A 15,525-nucleotide genomic window follows, 5' to 3' on the forward strand; every position below is an offset into this window, starting at 1 on the left:
GGAGCCGCTCTGGAGGGCGCCTGTGGGCCCGGCCCATCCCCGATCCCGGCTCAAGTGGCCGCTCCTAGCGTCGAAGCCATGAAGGCTCTCGTACTCTCCGGCGGGGCCGGAACCCGCCTGCGCCCCCTCACCCACACATCCGCCAAGCAGCTGGTGCCCGTGGCCAACAAGCCGGTTCTCTTCTACGGCCTGGAAGCGATCGCGGACGCGGGCATCACCGAGGTCGGGATCATCGTCGGGGACACCGCCGACGAGATCATGCAAGCCGTCGGCGACGGCTCCAAGTTCGGGATCGCCGTCACCTACATCCCCCAGTCCGCTCCCCTGGGACTGGCCCACGCCGTCCTCATCGCCCGCGAGTTCCTCGCCGACGACGACTTCGTCATGTACCTCGGCGACAACTTCATCGTGGGCGGCATCTCGGACCTGGTCGACGCCTTCCGCGCGCAGCGGCCCGCCGCCCAGATCCTGCTCACCCAGGTCTCCGACCCGCAGCAGTTCGGGGTCGCCGAATTCGGCCCCGGCGGACGGATCGTGGGCCTGGAGGAGAAACCGGAGCACCCCAAGAGCGACCTCGCGCTGGTCGGCGTCTACCTGTTCACCGACGCCGTGCACGAGGCCGTCCGCGCCATCAAGCCGTCCTGGCGCGGCGAACTGGAGATCACCCACGCCCTGCAGTGGCTGATCGACCAGGACCGCGACGTCCGCTCCACGACGATCTCCGGGTACTGGAAGGACACCGGCAACGTCGGCGACATGCTGGAGGTCAACCGCTCCGTCCTGGAGCACGCCGAACCCCGTATCGAGGGCGACGTCGACGCCGCCAGCGAGATCATCGGCCGGGTGCGGATCGACGAGGGCGCCCGCGTCACCGGCTCACGCATCGTGGGCCCCGCCGTCATCGGCGCCGGCAGCGTGATCACCGGCTCCTACGTCGGCCCGTTCACCTCCATCGCCGCCGACTGCCGCATCACCGACAGCGAGATCGAGTTCTCCATCGTCCTGGACGGCTCCTCGGTGCGCGGCGCCCGCCGCGTGGAGGCCTCCATCATCGGACGCAACGTGGAGGTGACCCCCGCCCCGCGGATCCCCGCCGCCCACCGGCTCATCCTCGGCGACCACAGCAAGGTGCAGATATCGTCATGACCACCACACGCATCCTCGTCACCGGCGGCGCGGGGTTCATCGGATCGCACTACGTGCGCACCCTGCTCGGCCCGGCCGGCCCCGGCGACGTCCACGTCACCGTCCTCGACAAGCTCACCTACGCCGGCAACCCCGCCAACCTCGACCCGGTCCGCGGCCACCCCGGCTTCCGCTTCGTCCACGGCGACATCCGCGACACCCGCCTGGTGGCCGAACTCGTCGCCGGACACGAGCAGATCGTGCACTTCGCCGCCGAGTCCCACGTCGACCGCTCCATCCTCGGCGCCGCCGAGTTCATCACCACCAACGTGCTGGGCACCCAGACCCTGCTGGACGCGGCGCTGCGCCGGCCCGGCGGCCGGGCCCGCTTCCTGCACGTGTCCACCGACGAGGTCTACGGCTCCGTGGCCGAGGGATCCTGGCCGGAGAGCGACCCGCTGCGGCCCAACTCCCCCTACGCCGCCTCCAAGGCCTCCTCCGACCTGGTGGCCCTGTCCTACCACCGCACCCACGGCCTGGACGTACGGGTGACGCGCTGCTCCAACAACTACGGCCACCACCACTTCCCCGAGAAGGTCATCCCGCTGTTCGTCACCAACCTCCTCGACGGACACCGCGTCCCGCTGTACGGGGAGGGGCTGAACGTACGGGACTGGCTGCACATCGACGACCATGTGCAGGCCCTGGAACTGGTGCGCACCGGCGGCCGGCCGGGCGAGGTGTACAACATCGGCGGCGGCACCGAACTGAGCAACAAGGAACTGACCACACTGCTGCTGGACCTGGCCGGGGCGGGCTGGGACAGCGTCGAGCACGTGCCCGACCGGCTGGGACACGACCTGCGCTACTCGGTCGACTGCGGCAAGATCTCCCGCGAGCTGGGCTACCGGCCCCGCAAGGACTTCACCCAGGGCCTGGCGGAGACCTTCGCGTGGTACCGCGACAACCGTTCCTGGTGGGAACCCCTCAAGCACAAGGCCGCCCTGTGAACGGGTGAGCCCCGGCCGGCCGCACGGTCGCACACCGGTGCCCCGAAGACCCGTACAGGTCTTCGGGGCACCGGTGCGACAGTCCCCCGGATCCGCGGCGGGCGGGCGGCATCGGCAGAAGGTCCCGCGCGCCGGACAGCAGATTCCGGAAGTCCGCGCGCCCTCCCCTTGCACAATGGTCAAGAATCGTTGACCATTGCTCGCATGCCTACCGACGATCTCCCCGAGACGTTCCACGTCACCACTGACGAACAGCTGCGCGCCGTCTCCAGCCTCACGCGCCACCGGATCATGGCCGTGCTCCGCTTCGAGCCCGCGACGATCACGCAGATCGCCGCGCGAGTGGGTCTCGCGAAGGGGAGTTCCAGCTACCACGTACGGCTGCTGGAGCGGGCCGGCCTGGTGAAGGTGGTACGGACGCGGAAGGTCCGGGGGGTCACCGAGCGGTACTACGCGATGGCCGCGCGGTCGATCGCGCTGCCGGATCCCGGCGAGGGAGGGCCGGATGTGCTGATGCGGCACGCGGTGGCGGACCTGGAGGCAGCGCCGGCGGATACCGAGCGGCATGTGCGGATGGCGCACCTGCGGCTCACCGACGAGCAGTTCGCACAGCTGGGGGCGCGGCTGCAGGCACTGGCGGACGAGTACCGGGAGCTGTCCGATCCGTCGCTGCCGGACGCGTCACTCGTCTTCGCACTGTTCCACCCGGCATCGCGCGAGCAGGCCGAGGGGGGCGCCAAGTGACGTCGGACATCCGGAAGTTGCCGGCCGGGTTCGGACGGCTGTGGACCGCGCAGACGATCTCCTCGCTCGGTGACGGGGTGACGCAGGCCGCGCTGCCGCTGATCGCACTGACGTTGACGCGGGATCCGATGGCGCTCGCCGTCGTCACGGCCGCCGGAACCCTGCCGTGGCTGCTCTTCGGGGTGCTCGGCGGTGCGCTGGTGGACCGATGGGACCGCCGCCGCACGATGTGGGTCACCGACGCGGCGCGTGCGGCACTGCTCGCGATACCCGCGGCAGCGGCCGCGCTCGACGGGCTGAGCATTCCACTGCTCGCGGCCGTCGCCTTCCTCCTCGGCCTCGGCGGACTCTTCTTCGACACGGCCGCCACGGCCTACCTGCCGGATCTGCTCCGCCGCGACCCCGCGCTCCTGGAGCGCGCCAACTCCCGCCTGCGCGGCGCCCAGACCGCCGCGTCCGGCTTCGCCGGGCCGCCCGCGGGCAGTGCCCTGCTCGCGCTCGGGCGGGCGGTCCCCCTGCTCGCCGACGCGGTGTCGTTCGCGCTCTGCGCACTGCTCGTCCGTACGCTGCCCGCCATGCCCCGCCCCGTGCCGGAGGCCCGCGAATCACTGCTGCGGCAGGCACGGGCCGGGGCCTCGTACGTCTTCCGGGACCGGGTGCTGCTCGGGCTCGCGCTCCGCCCGGCGGTCGGGAACATCGCCTTCCTCGCCGTGGAGACCGTCCTCGCCCTCTTCGCGCACGACCGCCTCGGCATCGACACCTACGGCTTCGGCCTGCTCCTCACGGCGGAGGCCACCGGCGGCCTGCTCGGTGCGGGCATCGCCTCCTTCCTCGGCCGGCGGCTCGGCACCGGTACCGCACTGACCTGCACGGCCGCCGTCGAAGGGCTCGCCATCCTGGGCCTGGCCGCCGCCCCGAACCCGTACGTGGCCGGGCTGGCGCTCGCCGTCTGCGGGGCCGGCATGGGCGCCACGATGGTGCTCGCCCCCTCCCTCCGGCAGGCGATCGTCCCCGCCCACCTGATGGGCCGGGTCGCCTCCACCTCCCGCATGCTCGCCATGTGCGCCGCCCCCGTCGGGGCCTTCCTCGGCGGCTGGCTGGCCACCGCCTACGACATCCGCACCCCGCTCTGCGCCGCCGGCGTCCTCCTCCTCGCGATGACGGCCGTCACGGCATCCATGACCAGCAACCGCCGGGTCGAGGCGGCGCTGCGGGCCGCCGCCCGGGCCGGCGGTCCAGATCACCCGGCGGGCAAGGATCCCGCCCGGGAGAGTGCGCCCGGCCTGTTGTGACGCCTGCCGCGAAGGCGCCGCAACAGGCCGGGTGCCAGGCCCGTACGGCGCAGCGCGATCAGGTGACGGGTCGTCGTCGAGGAAGAGGAATTCGCTTCGGCTCCGGGCGCGTGAGCACCTGGGTGAAGGTCCCGCACGCCTCGGCCTGCCCGTCAGAAGTGCGGCGGTGGCCGGAGCCCTGCGTGGCGGTGGGCCGGGGACGGGTGCGGTGTTCGCCGTCGCGGGTGCGCGAAGGGCGTGTTCGCCGTCGCGGGTGCGCCGGGGCGGTCGCCGTGGTGGCGGGGTGCGGTGGCTGTCTCCGGCCGCCGGGGCGTTCAGCGGCCGAGGTGCTGGGGGTGCGGGAGCTGCCAGGAGGGGCCGTAGGAGGTGAGTGCCTCCTCGTAGGTGGGCAGCAGGCCGCGTGCGACGGCCTCGGACAGGCTCGGGGCGGTGGCGTCCTTCTCGGAGCGGATCAGGCCTGTGGTGGTGGGCCAGGGGATGCCGATGGCCGGGTCGAGGGCCTGGATGTCGACCATGGTGCCGGGGACGTACTCCTCGGAGCACAGGTAGTTCATGCAGGTGTCGTCGGTCAGGGCGAGGAAGGCGTGGCCCAGGCCGTCGGCGAGGTAGACGCCGATGCCGGAGCCGGCCTCCTGCAGGGTGGTGTCGAACATGCCGAACGTCGGGGAGCCGACGCGCAGGTCGACCACCACGTCCAGAGCGGCGCCGCGTACGCAGGTCACCAGTTTCGCCTGGCCGGGCGGCAGGGTGGTGCCGTGGATGCCGCGCAGGGTGTTGCGGTGGGAGACCGAGAAGTTGACCTGGCGGACGGTGAACGGCTGGCCGCTGCTTCCGGTCAGCTCGCCCAGGCGCCAGGCCTCGAAGAACCGGCCCCGGTTGTCCGGGAGTTGCGACGGCGTGATCCGGAAGGCGTCGCGGACCTTCATCTCCTCAATGGCCATGCTTCCTCGGTTCGGGTCGTCGGGTCGTGGGGTCGTCCGGCCGCGGGGTGACGGGCCGTCAGCAGTGCGGCGGTGCGCCGGTGTGTGACGAGGGCGGGGTCCGCGGCGGCCTGGGCCGCGGACCCCGGGTGGGTGTGCGGGTCAGTGCTGCGGGGCCGGGGTGCTCTCCCCCGCCGGTGTGTGCTGCCCGGCCGGGGCGGCCTGCGCGAGTGGTGCGCGGGTGGGCGCGGCGGCGCGGCGGCGGGAGGGGGCGAGCAGCATGGAGAAGGTCGCCAGGGCCACCGCGACGGCGCCCACCCACATGGCGGGGACGAGGCCGTCGACGAAGTCGCGCGGTGAGGCGTAGCCGCCGTTGGCGCTGAAGATGGAGGCGAGCAGGGCGACGCCGAGGGCGGCGCCGACCTCGCGGGTGGCGGCGGTGACGCCGGAGGCGATGCCCTGTTCGTGTTCGGCGACCGAGCCCATGGTGAGGTTCATCAGCGGGGCGTAGAACAGGGCCATGCCGGCGCCGCAGATCATCAGGGAGGGCAGCTGGGCGGCGTAGGAGACGTCCGGTTCGAGGACGAAGGCCCAATAGACCATGCCGGCGGTCATCATGGCGAGGCCGAGGGTGACCACGGGTTTGCCGCCGATGCGGTCGGAGACCATGCCGCCGATGGGGGCGACGACCATCGGCATGGCGGTCCAGGCGAGCAGGCGGACGCCGGCCTGCATGGCGGTGTAGCCCTGGATGTTCTGGAGGAACTGGGTCATCAGGAAGATCGCGCCGAACATGCCGACCGACATCAGGGCGCCGGCCAGGTTGATCGCGGTGAAGGCGCGGTTGCGGAACATGCGCATCGGCACCATCGGGTGTTCGGTGCGGTTCTCCCAGACGACGAACAGGGCCATCACGGCGGTGCCGCCGATCAGTGCGCCCAGGACCTGCGGGGACGTCCAGCCGTCGCCGTGGCCCTTGATGAGGCCCAGCACGATGCCGAACAGGCCGAGGCTGGCCAGGGCGGTGCCGACGGCGTCGAGGCGGGAGTGGGCGATGCGGCTCTCGGCGAGCTTGCGGAAGGACAGCGGGGCCAGGGCCAGGCCGATCGGCACGTTCAGCCAGAAGATCCACTGCCAGGACAGGTGCTCGACGATGGCGCCGCCCACCAGTGGGCCGGCGGCGATGGACAGTCCGTTGACGGCGCCCCAGATGCCCAGGGCGGCGCCGCGTTTCTCGGCGGGCACGGCGGCGGTCAGCAGGGTCACCGACAGCGGCATGATGATGGCGGCGCCGACGCCCTGGACGGCGCGGGCGGCGACGAGTTCGTTGATGCCGGGCGCGAGGGCGGCGGCCGCGGAGGCGGCGGTGAACAGCAGCAGGCCCAGGCTGAAGACCTTGCGGCGGCCGAAGCGGTCGCCGAGGGCGGCGCCGAACATCATCAGGACCGCGAAGGACAGGGTGTAGGCGTTGACCGTCCATTCCAGGTCGGTGAGGCTGCCGCCGAGTTTCTCCCGGATGGTGGGCAGCGCCGTGATGATGACGAGGTTGTCCAGTCCCGCCATGAACGAGGCGAGGCTGGTGGTGAGGATGGCCCAGAAGACCACCCTCTTGGTTTCACCGCCCGGGGATGGGGGGTTGACGGTGCTCATCGAGCATCCTTTCTGGAGGCTGGTCAGTGCGAGATGCTCTTCGCCGTGACCTGTCCGGCCTGCGCCGGCGCATCCGTCGCCGCCGGGCCGGTCCGGCGCCGACGACGCTACGGACGCGTACTCGACTTCTCCTCGAGTCCCGGTGGGCGCCGGTGCGCGGTGCGGGCACGGCGGCGCCGCGGGGCCCGCGTACCGGTGCCGGTAGGCGGGCGCCGCGGCGTGTGGGCGGCCGTGGGCCGGGTCAGGCGAGCTGGCGCTGGAAGGTGGCGATGTCGAAGTAGAGGGTCTCGTCGATGAGGACGTCGCCGTCGAAGTGGAAGAAGACGGCGACGGGGGCGTCGATGGACTTGCCCCGGTTGGGTATGCCGCGCCAGTCCGCGTGCTGCTTGCCGCGTGCCTGGGCCTCCAGGATCACCGCGGTGGGTGTGTGGTGCACGTGGTGCAGGTCGTGCTCCAGGTCGGGGAAGGCCGCCTTGAGGTCGGCGAAGTAGCCCTTCTTGATGGCTTCTTCGCCGATCAGCGGGCCCTCTTCGAAGGCCTGGATGCGGTAGACGCCGCCGCGCGGGAAGGTGGCCAGCACGCCGTCGATGTCCCAGGCGATCTCGGCGACCGTGTGCTGCAGGACGACCGCCTCGCGCTTCTTGCGCAGTTCGGCGTCGGGCTGCGGGAGATCCGCGCCGGGCAGAGTGAATTCGTGTGCTTCGGTGGCCATGACCATTCCTCCACGCATCGGCCTGTTCGGTTGCCGCCGACGCTAGGGCGGCGCGCTCGCTCGGCCCTCGTTTCCGGCTCGAACCGCCTGGCCCGGGGCGGGTGGTGACGGGCTGTCAGGCAGTGGGCTGCAGGCGGGGGGGTGTCCTGGGGCGGGCGGTAGGTGGGGCGGTAGCCGCAGGCCAGGCCGAGCGGGGCGAGCAGCAGGCACAGGCCCATGTCGAGGGGGGAAGGGGCGGCCGGTGACGACGCGGTACTCGTCGCGGAAGGCGAGGGCGAGCAGCGGCATCTGCAGGCGGGGGGTGCCGTCGGGGCGCAGCTTACCTTCGTTGGTCAGTCCCCACAGGGTCTCGAAGACGGTTTCGGTCTGGTAGGCGGGGGTGGTGCGCCAGATGACCCGGGTGGTCTCGGGGCCGGGGTTCCACATGGAGTGGACGGCGCCCGGGGGGATGTGGAAGTCGGCGCCCTGGTCGTACTCGTGGAGGGTGCCGTCGAGCTGGAGGTGGAGGCGGCCGCTTTCCAGGCGCATGTGTTCGGTCTGGCGGGGGTGGTAGTGCTGGGGCGGTTTGATGACGGCGGGCGCGTATTCGACGGCGACCTCGACGTAGGCGCCGTCGGTCTCGGCGGCGGTGGTCAGGAAGGTGAGGGTGTCTTTTCCGAGGCGCAGGGTGTCTCCGGGGCGGGCCATCGGGTGCCTCTTCTCGTCCGGTGAGGGGGGGTGGCGGGGTGGGTCAGGCGGTGCGGGTGCCGGCGGGGGTGGTGCGGTGGCGGGGCAGTCCGAAGTAGGCGGTGAGGAGGTTGAGGACGCCGATGCTTAGGCGGCGATCCAGAAGCCCAGGTGGAGGCCGTCCAGCCAGGCCAGGGCGGGGGCGGTGTGGGCGGTGAGTTCGCTGGTGGTGCGGGTCAGGGCGCTGGTGGCGACGGTGGCGACGCCCAGCGAGGCGCCGACCTGGAAGGCGGCGACCAGGACGCCGGAGGCGATGCCCTGCTGGTGGGGCGGGATGTCGGAGACGCCGTGCACGTTGACGGGGATGCCGCAGCACTGCATGGAGGCGCCCAGGATGAGCAGGGCGGGCAGCAGGTGCAGCAGGTAGTTGCCGTCGGAGGGGGCCTGGGTGAGCAGGAGCAGGCCCAGCAGGGAGTAAGCGCTTACCAGGTAGACGGGGCGGGGGGCCGCGGTGCATGACGCGGGTGGCGGGGGCCGTGACCAGGATGGCGACGATGCCCAGGGGCAGGAACGCGAAGCCGGACTTGAGGGTGGAGTAGCCCAGGGTGCGTTGCAGGTAGTAGCTGCACAGGAAGAGGACGGAGGCCTGGACGGCGCTGGTCAGGACGCGGCCGAGGCCGGCGGTGGCCAGGGAGCGGGTGGCGAACAGGTGCAGCGGCATCAGCGGGTCGGCGGCGCGGCGTTCGATGAGGACGAACGCGGCCAGCAGGGCGAGGGCGGCGGCGGCCGGGGCGAGGACGTAGGGCGGGGAGGCGGCGCCGTGGTCCTGGATGTTGACGATGGCGTAGACGAGGGCGGCCAGGCCCGCGGTGACGGTGGCGGCGCCGGCCAGGTCGGGGCGGGAGCCGCGGACGGCGGTGTCGGGGCGGCCGCGGGAGAGCAGCAGGACGCCGGCGACGGCGACGGCGCCGAAGGGGAGGTTGATGTAGAAGATCCAGCGCCAGCTGAGGCTGTCGGTGATCAGGCCGCCGGCGATGACGCCGAGGGTGCCGCCGAGGCCGGCCAGGGCGGCCCAGACGGCGAGTGCGGTGGTGCGTTCGCGGCCGCGCGGGAAGGTGGTGGTGACCAGGGACATCGCGGCGGGTGAGAGGAAGGCGGCGCCGCAGCCCTGCAGGGCGCGGGCGGCGATGAGCAGGCCGGCGTCGCCGGCCAGGCCGCACAGCAGGGAGGCGGCGGTGAACAGCAGGGCGCCGAGCAGGAAGGTGCGGCGCCTGCCCCAGCGGTCGGCGGTGCGGCCGCCGAGCAGCATGAGGCCGCCGAAGCACAGGATGTAGGAGGTCAGCACCCATTCGATGGCGGTGGGGCCGGCGCCGAGGTCGTTCTGGACGGCGGGCAGGGCGAGGTTCACCACGGTGGTGTCCAGGAGCACCATGAACTGGGCGAGGGCGACGAAGACGAGCAGGCGCCAGCGGCGCGGGTCGGCCGCGGCGCCGTCGGCGTCGGCGTCGGGTGCGCGGTCCTTGGTGCGGGCGGCGGCGGGGTGGTCGGTGGTCATGGCTCCCTCTCCAACGGGTCTGCCTCCCGCCCCGCCCCCGGCGCCGCCCCCCCGGGGGGCGGGCGGCCGGGAAGGGGGCGGCCCGGTCAGGCGGCGGGTGCTTCGATGTAGCTGAGGGCGTTGTAGATGGTGCGGTCGGGGTCGGTGATGGCGCGCCGGCCGTGCATGACGCGGGTGTTGTCGATGACGGCGGCGTCGCCGTCCTGCCAGTCGAGGTTCTCGGTGAGGCGGGCGGTGACCTCTTCGACCTCGGCGAGCAGGGGTGCGGGCAGTTCGGTGGTGTCGGCGAAGGTGATGGTGGGCTTCTCGTAGTTGAAGGAGGGGCCCAGGATGCTGTTGGCGAAGGAGGGGCGGGGGCCGAAGACGGTGGGGGTAGAAGCGGCGGGGGTGCGGAAGGAGTAGCGCACGCCGCCGTCGTCCTGGGGGTGATCTCGGTGCCGGGCAGTTGTCCGGCCAGCGCGAGGAGTTCGCTCACCTGGATCTGGTCGGCGGGCTTGGTGCGGCCCAGCAGGTGGTGGGCCATGGCGCGCCACTGGGGTTCGCCGACGTAGCGGCTGTAGACGATGTCCTGGGCGGCGAACGCGGTGCGGGCCTGGTCGCTGAGGGCGTCCCAGACGCGGTAGCCGTCGCAGACGGTGGTCTGGGAGCCGGAGGAGGCGGCCTTCTCGCAGAAGAACCAGGCGAGGTGGGAGCGGAAGGGGCTGTTGCCGTTCTCGGTGTGCAGGCCGACCTCGTCGAAGCCGGCGTCGACCTTCTGGGCGACCTCGGAGTAGAAGTCGCGGGCGGGGTCGAGGGTGGTGGAGGTGGAGGTGTTCTGGACCAGGGCGGTGAAGGCGTCCATGTCGGCGCCGAAGCCGCGCAGCAGCAGGAAGCCGGCCTGGGCGATGAGGTCGCGCAGTTCCTTGGGGTCGATGCCGTCGAGGCCGCCGGGGCCCGCGGGCTGGACCAGCAGGCCGCTGCCGGTGCCGTAGGGCGTGGTCTGCACAGCCGTGCTCATGCCTTCTCCTTGGTCTGCTGGGGTGCCGCGGCGGGGGTCCGGGTGAGGACGTGGTGGCGGATGACGTCGCGGCGGGGGCGGCCGGTGACGGTGAAGCAGGTGGCGTAGGCGGGGTCGTCCTCGGACATGAGGTGGACGACGGCGGCGCGTTCGATGCCGGAGAGTTTGCGCCGGCCGAATTCGGTGATGCGGCTGCGGGCGGTGTCGGGGTCGAGGGCGGCGTCGATGACGAACAGGCCGTGCACGTCGTCGAGGCCGTCGGCGATGACGGCGGCCTCGCGGATGAAGCCGAGTTCGCGGTAGCGGGCCTCGACCCATTCGGGGGCGACGTTGCGGCCGCCGGCGGTGATGACGAGGTTCTTCTTGCGTCCGGTGATGCGCAGGTAGCCGTCGTCGTCGATCTCGGCGAGGTCGCCGGTGTGCAGGCGGCCCTGGTCGTCGACGACGACGCTGGAGGGGTCCTCGCGGGTGTAGCCGGCGAACAGGGAGGTGCTGCGGATGAGGAGTTCGCCGTCGTCGGCGAGTTCGGCGTGCACGTGGTCCAGGGGGCGGCCGACGGTGCCGAAGCGGACTTCGCCGGGGAAGTTCCAGGACACCACGGAGGAGTTCTCGCTCAGTCCGTAGCCCTCGTGGACGGTCAGTCCGTGGGCGTGCAGGCGCTGGAGGATCTCGGGCGGGACGGGGGCGCCGCCGCAGGCGATGAAGACGGGGCCGTCGTGTCCGAAGATCCGCCGGTGGCGTTCGGTGACGCTCTCGGCGGGCTGCTGGTCGCACAGGGCGAGGAAGAGGCCGGCGACGGTGGGCGGGACGACCAGGGCGGTGGGGCGGGCCTGGCGCAGCAGGGTGAGCATGCGCGGTGCGGCGTCGGCGGCGGTGCCGACCAGGGCGGTGCCGGGGGGCAGGAAGGACACCGAACCGCCGGCCAGGAAGGGCATGTAGAGGCCGGCGACCTGTTCGATGAGCAGGCTGAGGGGGACGATCGACAGGTACCGCTCGAAGATCGCCGGGCGGGTGCGGGTGCGCAGCGAGGTGAGCAGTGCGTCCAGGCCGTGCCAAGCGGATCTGCACGCCTTTGGGGGCGGAGGTGGTGCCGGAGGTGTGGATGACCTTGACGACGGCGTCGTCGCCGGGGACGGGCGGGTGGGGGGCGGGGGGCCGGGCGATCAGGGCGGGCAGGTCGAGGGCGGTGGTGGGGCAGTACGGCGGGCAGCACGGGGTCGGGGGTGGCGGCCGTCCAGCGGGTCAGGGCCGCGCTGCCCGCGGTGTCGGTCAGGCACAGGTCGGCGCTCTCCAGGAGGGAGGCGGCCTGCTGGGCGGTGAAGGCGGTGGGTACGGGGATCTCGACGGCGCCGGCGAACAGGGCGGCGAGGTCGGCGGCCACCCATTCGGGGGAGTTCTCGGCGAGCAGTCCCACCCGGGCGGGCCGGCCCAGGGTGCGGGCCAGGTCGGTGAGGTCGGCGGCCAGGGCCAGGGCGGTGCGCAGGAGGTCGCGGTAGCTGTGGGCGGTGCCCTCGCCGCCGTCGGCGGCCAGGACGCGGACCATGACGGCGTCGCTGTCGGCCTGCTGGAGCAGTCCGCGGGCCAGGGACAGGGGTGCGGTGTCAGGCGGCACGGGTCAGCACCCCCTGCCGGTCCGGGCGGTTGCTCAGCAGCCGCATGTCGACCGAGGTGAAGCAGTAGCGGCCGATGGCGGCCAGCAGCAGGGTGGACTGTTCGGCGGCCTCGGCGTAGCCGACGACGGGCCGGGTGTCGTAGTAGGTGCCCCAGGAGGCGCGTTCGTCCAGGGGCAGGCGTTCGGGCGAGGCGTCGGCGAGGGGGTGGAAGACGCAGCCGAGGCGCTGCATGAGCGCGGCGAGCCGGCCGGTCATCGTCATGACGGCGTAGGGGCGGCCCAGGCAGGCCATGATCAGCGGGATCGCTTTGATGATCTCGGCGCCGGCGGCGGCCCGTACGGAGGCGATGGAGCCGATCTGCAGGACCTGGGAGCGTTTGACGGGGGTGCCGACGGCCTGGGTGATGACGTCTTCGACGGGAGCGTCGAGATAGCGTTCCAGCAGGATGGTCTCTTCCTCGGGGAAGGACAGGCCGGCGCAGGCGAGGACTTCCTCCTGGCCGTCGGCGGTGTCCTCGAAGAAGGCGAGGAAGCCGTCCGGGTCGGGGGTGATGCTGGCCCGGTACTGCTTGGCGAACACCAGCCGGGCCAGGTCCGCGGCGGTCTGCCAGTCCGGGGTGCCGCGCTCGGACAGGGTGATTCTCATGTGCTGCGCTCCCTAACAGGGTGGGGTGGGACGCGAGGCGGACTCATCGCCCGAGCACCGCGGAACGGTGCGCGGCCGGCCGGGCGCTGAGGGCGAGTTCCGCGGCCCGCAGGGCGCTGTTGATGGAGGTCTCGGCGAGGATGCCGGGGGCGGCGACGCTGTCGCCGGCCAGGAACACTCCGTCCCCGCGGTCGACGGCGGGCCGGTCGCGCCAGCTGAGGCCGGGCAGGTCGAGGGCGCCGGTGCGGCCCCGGGAGACGCCTTCGCGGCGCCACAGGATGCGCTGCTGCCAGCCGGGGGTGGTCAGGTCGAAGAGTTTCTCCAGGCGGGCCAGCGCGTCGGCCTTCGACTCGCCGGGCCTGATCGGCATCTGTCCCTGGAACAGGGCCTGGCCTTCGGGGGCGAGGGAGGGGTCGTGGTCGGAGTACTGGGAGGTGAAGCCGCCCTCGTCCATGTCGAAGGAGACGTTGCCGTCCTTCTTGGAGTGGGTGACGGCCATGTCGAGCAGGGCGGCGGTGCCGCTGGGCCACTCCAGGGAGCTGTCGCCGAGCAGGCTGCGGGCGGCGGCGAGGGAGGTCGCGACGATGACCGGTCCGCCGGTGGGCAGTTCGGTCAGCCGGGAGCCGGTCTCGATGACCACGCCGCGGGCGCGGGCGACGCGTTCCATGCGCCCGATCAACGCCCCCCAGCCGCCCATGAAGTAGCGGCTGGGCAGCGGGAAGCGGGGGGTGCCCACGCGCAGCAGGCGTTCCCACACGAAGGCCGCCGAGAGGCGTCCGGGGTCGCCGTCGAAGAGGATCGGGCCGAGGAAGCCGAGGGCCTCGTCGACGGTCTGCTGGGCGAAGCGTTCGCTCGCCCAGTCCTGGAAGGAGCGGTCGACGGGGACGTCGATGCCGCGGTGCATCCAGGTCATCCTCATGTAGCCGCCGGGCAGCGTCATCCGCAGCCGGCCCTGGTGGCGGAAGCGCATCCGGGTCCACTCGTGGAAGGACAGCCGTACGTAGCGGCCGGCCAGTCCGCGCTGCAGCAGCCAGTGCCAGGCGTCGCCGTTGTCGAAGAAGGTGTGCGGCCCGTCGTTGGTGACGTAGGGGCCGGAGGCGGAGCGGGCGCGGCCGCCCGCGTGGGAGTGGGCCTCGTGGACGGTGACGCGGGCGCCCTGTTCGGCGGCGGAGATCGCCGCGGTCAGGCCGGCCAGTCCGCCGCCGATGATCGTGATGTTCGCCATGGTTGTCGCTCTCACTCGCCTTCGAAGGTCCGCGGCCGGTCTCAGCCGTCGAGCGTGGCCATGGCGCCGACGGGATAGCGGTCCCCCACCGTGGAGCCGTGGGGGGCGATCTCGTCGAGCGCCGTGAGGTCGTGCGCACTCAGGACCACGTCGCCGGCGGCGAGGTTCTCCTGGAGGTACGGGACGCGTTTGGTGCCGGGGATGGCGACCACGTCGTCGCCCTGGGCGAGCACCCAGGCCAGGGCGAGCTGCCCGGCGGTGATGCCCTTGGCCGCGGCCAGTTGCTGCAGCCGTTCGACGACGTGCAGGTTCCGGTCGAGGTTGCCCTGCTGGAAGCGGGGTGCGACGCGGCGGAAGTCGTGTTCGGCCAGGCCGTCGAGGCTGCGGATGCGGCCGGTGAGCAGGCCGCGGCCCAGCGGGCTGTAGCCGACGAAGCCGATGCCCAGTTCACGGACGGTGGCGAGGACTCCGTTGACCTCGACGTCGCGGGTGGACAGGGAGTACTCGGTCTGTACGGCGGCCAGGGGGTGTACGGCGTGGGCGCGGCGGATGGTGGCGGCGGACGCCTCGCAGACGCCGAGGTGGCGTACCTTGCCGGCCTCGACCAGTTCGGCCAGGGCGCCGATGGACTCCTCGATGGGCACGGCGGGGTCGACGCGGTGCAGGTAGTACAGGTCGAGGTGGTCGGTGCCCAGCCGGCGCAGGGTGCCCTCGATGGCGGTGCGGATGTAGTCGGGGCGGTTGTTGAGGCGGCCGGTGATGGTGCCGTCCTCGGTGATCTCGTTGCCGACCTTGGAGGAGACGACGACGCCCTCGCGGCGGCCGGCGATGACGCGGGCGACGAACTCCTCGTTGCTGTGCGGGCCGTAGAAGTCGGCGGTGTCGAGGAGGGTGACGCCCAGTTCCAGTGCCCGGTGCGCGGTGCGCAGGGCCTCCTGGTCGTCGGCGGGGCCGTAGGCGAAGGTCATGCCCATGCAGCCGAGTCCCTGTTCGGAGACCGCCGGCCCCTGGCTGCCGAGTGTTCGTTGCCGCATCATCGGTTCCTTCCTGAGCCGTGCGGGCGGTTGTCATCCCCGGGGGTCGCCGGTGCCGGCAGCACCCGGGAATTAGCAGTGACAGTATTGATGCCCTTGCTAGAGAAGTACTGGGGCCGCGCTTCGCCGACCGGCCGGCGCCCCGTTCACCGGCGCCGACTCCGGTGGGCGGCGGGCCTGTTCACGGGGGCCAACTCCCCTCCCCGGGGCGGGAGTCCGTACACGGGGTCAACTCCCCCGGGTCCGGGAGCCCGTGCGCGCAGGCAACTCCCCCGGGCCGGGGGTCCGTTCACCGGCGCCGGCACCGGCTCCCGTGCGGGCCGCGAGTCCGTACGCG

The 15,525-nt window shown here is 72.4% G+C and carries 14 protein-coding genes and 2 pseudogenes; 4 read left to right on the forward strand and 12 right to left on the reverse strand.

What is annotated here, in order from left to right; genetic code table 11:
• The first annotated feature begins 78 nt into the window (after positions 1-78).
• From HEP85_RS01060 to HEP85_RS01075, 4 genes are all read left to right on the forward strand, one after another.
• Positions 79-1,146: a glucose-1-phosphate thymidylyltransferase gene (locus tag HEP85_RS01060; RefSeq protein WP_168525297.1), complete on the forward strand. Its 1,068-nt coding sequence runs from the start codon at positions 79-81 to the stop codon at positions 1,144-1,146.
• On the forward strand, positions 1,143-2,135 hold the full coding sequence (rfbB, locus tag HEP85_RS01065; RefSeq protein WP_168525299.1) for a dTDP-glucose 4,6-dehydratase: 993 nt from the start codon (positions 1,143-1,145) through the stop codon (positions 2,133-2,135). Before HEP85_RS01060 ends, rfbB begins: the two co-directional genes overlap by 4 nt.
• A 204-nt stretch (positions 2,136-2,339) precedes the next feature.
• Positions 2,340-2,879, forward strand: coding sequence for a transcriptional regulator (locus HEP85_RS01070; protein WP_168525300.1), 540 nt, complete (start codon positions 2,340-2,342; stop codon positions 2,877-2,879).
• Positions 2,876-4,171: an MFS transporter gene (locus tag HEP85_RS01075; protein ID WP_168525302.1), complete on the forward strand. Its 1,296-nt coding sequence runs from the start codon at positions 2,876-2,878 to the stop codon at positions 4,169-4,171. The genes HEP85_RS01070 and HEP85_RS01075 overlap by 4 nt, the downstream gene beginning before the upstream one ends.
• Positions 4,172-4,485: 314 nt before the next feature.
• Here the strand turns inward: HEP85_RS01075 and HEP85_RS01080 are convergent, their stop codons facing one another.
• The 12 genes and pseudogenes from HEP85_RS01080 to HEP85_RS01135 all read right to left on the reverse strand — a co-directional run bounded on the left by HEP85_RS01080 (position 4,486) and on the right by HEP85_RS01135 (position 15,188).
• Positions 4,486-5,112, reverse strand: a complete 627-nt coding sequence (locus HEP85_RS01080; protein ID WP_168525304.1) for a dTDP-4-dehydrorhamnose 3,5-epimerase family protein — start codon at positions 5,110-5,112, stop codon at positions 4,486-4,488.
• A 141-nt stretch (positions 5,113-5,253) separates the two neighbouring features.
• Positions 5,254-6,741, reverse strand: coding sequence for a DHA2 family efflux MFS transporter permease subunit (locus HEP85_RS01085; RefSeq protein WP_168525306.1), 1,488 nt, complete (start codon positions 6,739-6,741; stop codon positions 5,254-5,256).
• A gap of 241 nt (positions 6,742-6,982) precedes the next feature.
• The gene (locus HEP85_RS01090; RefSeq protein WP_168525308.1) at positions 6,983-7,453 is read right to left on the reverse strand and encodes a nuclear transport factor 2 family protein; all 471 of its coding nucleotides are present in this window, start codon (positions 7,451-7,453) and stop codon (positions 6,983-6,985) included.
• A 42-nt stretch (positions 7,454-7,495) separates the two neighbouring features.
• Positions 7,496-8,140, reverse strand: coding sequence for a cupin domain-containing protein (locus HEP85_RS01095; protein WP_369657532.1), 645 nt, complete (start codon positions 8,138-8,140; stop codon positions 7,496-7,498).
• 43 nt (positions 8,141-8,183) lie between these two features.
• A complete protein-coding gene (locus tag HEP85_RS01100) occupies positions 8,184-9,674 on the reverse strand; it encodes an MFS transporter (RefSeq protein WP_369657533.1) in 1,491 nt (496 codons plus the stop codon).
• Between the two features lie 86 nt (positions 9,675-9,760).
• The gene (locus HEP85_RS01105) at positions 9,761-10,081 is read right to left on the reverse strand and encodes a TauD/TfdA family dioxygenase (protein ID WP_369657534.1); all 321 of its coding nucleotides are present in this window, start codon (positions 10,079-10,081) and stop codon (positions 9,761-9,763) included.
• Between the two features lie 188 nt (positions 10,082-10,269).
• Positions 10,270-10,671: pseudogene (locus HEP85_RS01110) on the reverse strand (TauD/TfdA family dioxygenase); the annotation flags it as partial.
• Positions 10,668-11,717: an AMP-binding protein gene (locus HEP85_RS01115; protein WP_369658098.1), complete on the reverse strand. Its 1,050-nt coding sequence runs from the start codon at positions 11,715-11,717 to the stop codon at positions 10,668-10,670. The gene HEP85_RS01115 and the pseudogene HEP85_RS01110, both read right to left, overlap by 4 nt.
• 284 nt (positions 11,718-12,001) lie before the next feature.
• A pseudogene (locus HEP85_RS01120) lies at positions 12,002-12,214 on the reverse strand (AMP-binding protein); the annotation flags it as partial.
• Positions 12,215-12,272: 58 nt separating this feature from the next.
• Complete coding sequence (locus tag HEP85_RS01125; RefSeq protein WP_168525316.1) at positions 12,273-12,929, reverse strand: thermostable hemolysin; 657 nt, start codon at positions 12,927-12,929, stop codon at positions 12,273-12,275.
• A gap of 43 nt (positions 12,930-12,972) precedes the next feature.
• On the reverse strand, positions 12,973-14,169 hold the full coding sequence (locus HEP85_RS01130; protein WP_282189822.1) for an NAD(P)/FAD-dependent oxidoreductase: 1,197 nt from the start codon (positions 14,167-14,169) through the stop codon (positions 12,973-12,975).
• Between the two features lie 26 nt (positions 14,170-14,195).
• Positions 14,196-15,188: an aldo/keto reductase gene (locus HEP85_RS01135; protein WP_168533187.1), complete on the reverse strand. Its 993-nt coding sequence runs from the start codon at positions 15,186-15,188 to the stop codon at positions 14,196-14,198.
• Positions 15,189-15,525 lie beyond the last annotated feature (337 nt).

This window comes from Streptomyces sp. RPA4-2, assembly GCF_012273515.2.
Lineage (GTDB): Bacteria > Actinomycetota > Actinomycetes > Streptomycetales > Streptomycetaceae > Streptomyces > Streptomyces kaempferi.

Excerpts from the sequence above, each read along its gene's own strand:
- HEP85_RS01060 (WP_168525297.1), top strand. The coding sequence starts at position 79 with ATGAAGGCTCTCGTACTCTCCGGCGGGGCCGGAACCCGCCTGCGCCCC.
- rfbB (WP_168525299.1), top strand. The coding sequence starts at position 1,143 with ATGACCACCACACGCATCCTCGTCACCGGCGGCGCGGGGTTCATCGGA.
- HEP85_RS01070 (WP_168525300.1), top strand. The coding sequence starts at position 2,340 with ATGCCTACCGACGATCTCCCCGAGACGTTCCACGTCACCACTGACGAA.
- HEP85_RS01080 (WP_168525304.1), bottom strand. The coding sequence starts at position 5,112 with ATGGCCATTGAGGAGATGAAGGTCCGCGACGCCTTCCGGATCACGCCG.
- HEP85_RS01085 (WP_168525306.1), bottom strand. The coding sequence starts at position 6,741 with ATGAGCACCGTCAACCCCCCATCCCCGGGCGGTGAAACCAAGAGGGTG.
- HEP85_RS01090 (WP_168525308.1), bottom strand. The coding sequence starts at position 7,453 with ATGGCCACCGAAGCACACGAATTCACTCTGCCCGGCGCGGATCTCCCG.
- HEP85_RS01095 (WP_369657532.1), bottom strand. The coding sequence starts at position 8,140 with ATGGCCCGCCCCGGAGACACCCTGCGCCTCGGAAAAGACACCCTCACC.
- HEP85_RS01100 (WP_369657533.1), bottom strand. The coding sequence starts at position 9,674 with ATGACCACCGACCACCCCGCCGCCGCCCGCACCAAGGACCGCGCACCC.
- HEP85_RS01125 (WP_168525316.1), bottom strand. The coding sequence starts at position 12,929 with ATGAGAATCACCCTGTCCGAGCGCGGCACCCCGGACTGGCAGACCGCC.
- HEP85_RS01135 (WP_168533187.1), bottom strand. The coding sequence starts at position 15,188 with ATGCGGCAACGAACACTCGGCAGCCAGGGGCCGGCGGTCTCCGAACAG.